General features: G+C 65.7%; 1 protein-coding gene. It reads left to right on the forward strand.

The window, feature by feature from the left end:
• Positions 1 to 237: 237 nt before the first annotated feature.
• The coding region (locus tag ABHR76_RS09890; protein WP_346977627.1) for a Tex family protein at positions 238 to 2322 on the forward strand (2085 nt) is incomplete at its 3' end.

The raw sequence follows: 2322 nt of genomic DNA on the forward strand, positions 1-2322 counted from the left end.
GCGACGCGGAAATCGCGCGCCGTTGCCGCGCCCCGCAGTGCCCGCTTCCCCCGAGAACAATTATCAGTGCAGGTAGACGGCTTGCGTATTCTCTGAAAACCGGGGGATGGTCGACCCATACGGGTTAAACGTAGTAGATAGGCCGTTTTCATGGCACGGCCCCAAAACAGTCTTTTGGGACGGGTGGTATCCTTGGTAGCCCTGTGCTGCAAACGCACCTTAAACGCAAGGAGTCCCATGGATCTTATCGCCCAGCTCGCCCACGAGCTCAACCTTAAGGCCGCCAACGTCGAGGCGGCCGTCAAGCTCATCGACGAGGGCAACACCATCCCCTTTATCTCGCGCTACCGCAAGGAGGCCACGGGTGGCATGGACGACGTCGCCCTGCGCGCACTCGACGAGCGCCTGTCCTACCTGCGCAATCTTGAGCAGCGCAAAGAGGACGTCATTCTGCTCATCGACGCCCAGGGCAAACTCACGCCCGAACTCGAGCAGCAGATTCGCGAGGCCACGCAGCTCCAGCGTGTCGAGGACCTCTACAAGCCCTACCGCAAAAAGCGCATGACCCGCGCGCAGAAGGCCCGCGAGGCCGGCCTTGAGCCGCTCGCCAACATGATCATCATGCAGGCCTCGGCCAAGGGCAGTGCGCTCGATGCCGCCGCAGCATACGTCAACGAGAAGGCCGGCTTCGACACACCCGAAAAGGCGCTTGCCGGCGCCGCCGACATCGTTGCCGAGACGGTGGCCGAAGACCCCGAGAACGTCGCCGACCTGCGCGCCTTTACACAAAACACCGCCGATATCGTCGTCGAGGCCACCGACCCCACCGAGAAGACCCCCTACGAGCCGTACTACAGCTATGACGAGCCACTGCGCCGTATACCCAACCACCGCGTGCTGGCAATCGACCGCGGTGAGCGCGAGGGCAAGCTCCGCGTGCGTGTGAACGTCGACGGCGCCGCCGCCACGGCACGCCTCGGCAGCCGCTGGCCCCGACGCCAGGGCGTGTTTGCCCCCATCTTCGATGCCGCCATCGCCGACGGTTACAAGCGCCTCATGGCCCCCTCGCTGGAGCGCGAAGCCCGTGCCAAGCTCACCGTCCGCGCCCAGACCGAGGCCATTAACGTCTTTGCCAAGAATCTTGAGGGCCTGCTCTCGGCCCGCCCCGTGCGCGGCGCCCGCGTGCTCGCGCTCGATCCGGGCTACCGCACCGGCTGCAAGGTCGCCGTCATGGACGAGACCGGCAAGCTGCTCGACCACGGCGTGGTCTATCCCACCAAGCCGCGCCACGACGTCGCCGGCACCAAGCGCGAGCTTGCTCGCCTCGTCAAGAAGGACGGCGTCAACACCATCGTCATCGGCAACGGCACCGCCAGCCGCGAGACCGAGGAAGTCGTCTCGGAGTTCATTGCCGAGCAGGCGCCCAGCCTTCGCTACACCATCGTCAACGAGGCCGGCGCGTCGGTGTACTCCGCCTCCGAGCTCGCCAGCCAGGAGTATCCCGACCTGGACGTCACCGTGCGCGGCGCCATGAGCCTGGGCCGCCGCCTGCAGGACCCGTTGGCAGAGCTCGTCAAGATTCCGCCCCAGTCCATCGGCGTGGGCCAGTACCAGCACGACCTTGACCAGACCGAGCTTTCGCGTACCCTGGGCCACGTGGTGGAAGACGTCGTCAACCGTGTGGGCGTCGACGTCAACACCGCGAGCGCGAGCCTGCTGGGATACGTATCGGGCATCACGCCGAGCGTAGCCAAGAACATCGTGGCATACCGCGAGGAAAACGGCGCCTTTACCGATCGCCGCCAGCTCAAGAAGGTCCCCAAGCTGGGACCCAAGGCATACCTCAATGCCGCGGGCTTCCTGCGCATCAGCGGCGGCAAAAACCCGCTCGACGCGACGAGCGTCCACCCCGAGAGCTACGAGGTGGCCACGTCCGTCCTGGAACGCGCCGGCGTTAAAGCCAGCGAGCTCAGCCGCGGCGGCGTGCCCGACATCGAGCGCCGTCTGGGCAGTATCTCGGCGCTGGCAAGTGACCTGAACTGCGGCACCCTCACGCTCATCGACATCGTCAACGAGCTCAAGAAGCCCGGCCGCGACCCGCGCGACGACGCGCCCGAGGTGGTCTTTAGCCGCTCGGCGCTTTCCATCGACGACCTGGAACCCGGCATGGAGCTCAAGGGGACGGTGCGCAACGTCGTCGACTTTGGCGCGTTCGTCGACGTGGGCGTGCACCAGGACGGCCTCGTGCATATCTCCAAGCTGGCCAATCGCTTTGTCAAGCACCCGAGCGACGTGGTGCGCGTCGGTGACACGGTCAAGGTG

The sequence above is a fragment of the Collinsella aerofaciens genome (genome assembly GCF_039752985.1).
Taxonomy (GTDB): domain Bacteria; phylum Actinomycetota; class Coriobacteriia; order Coriobacteriales; family Coriobacteriaceae; genus Collinsella; species Collinsella aerofaciens_BT.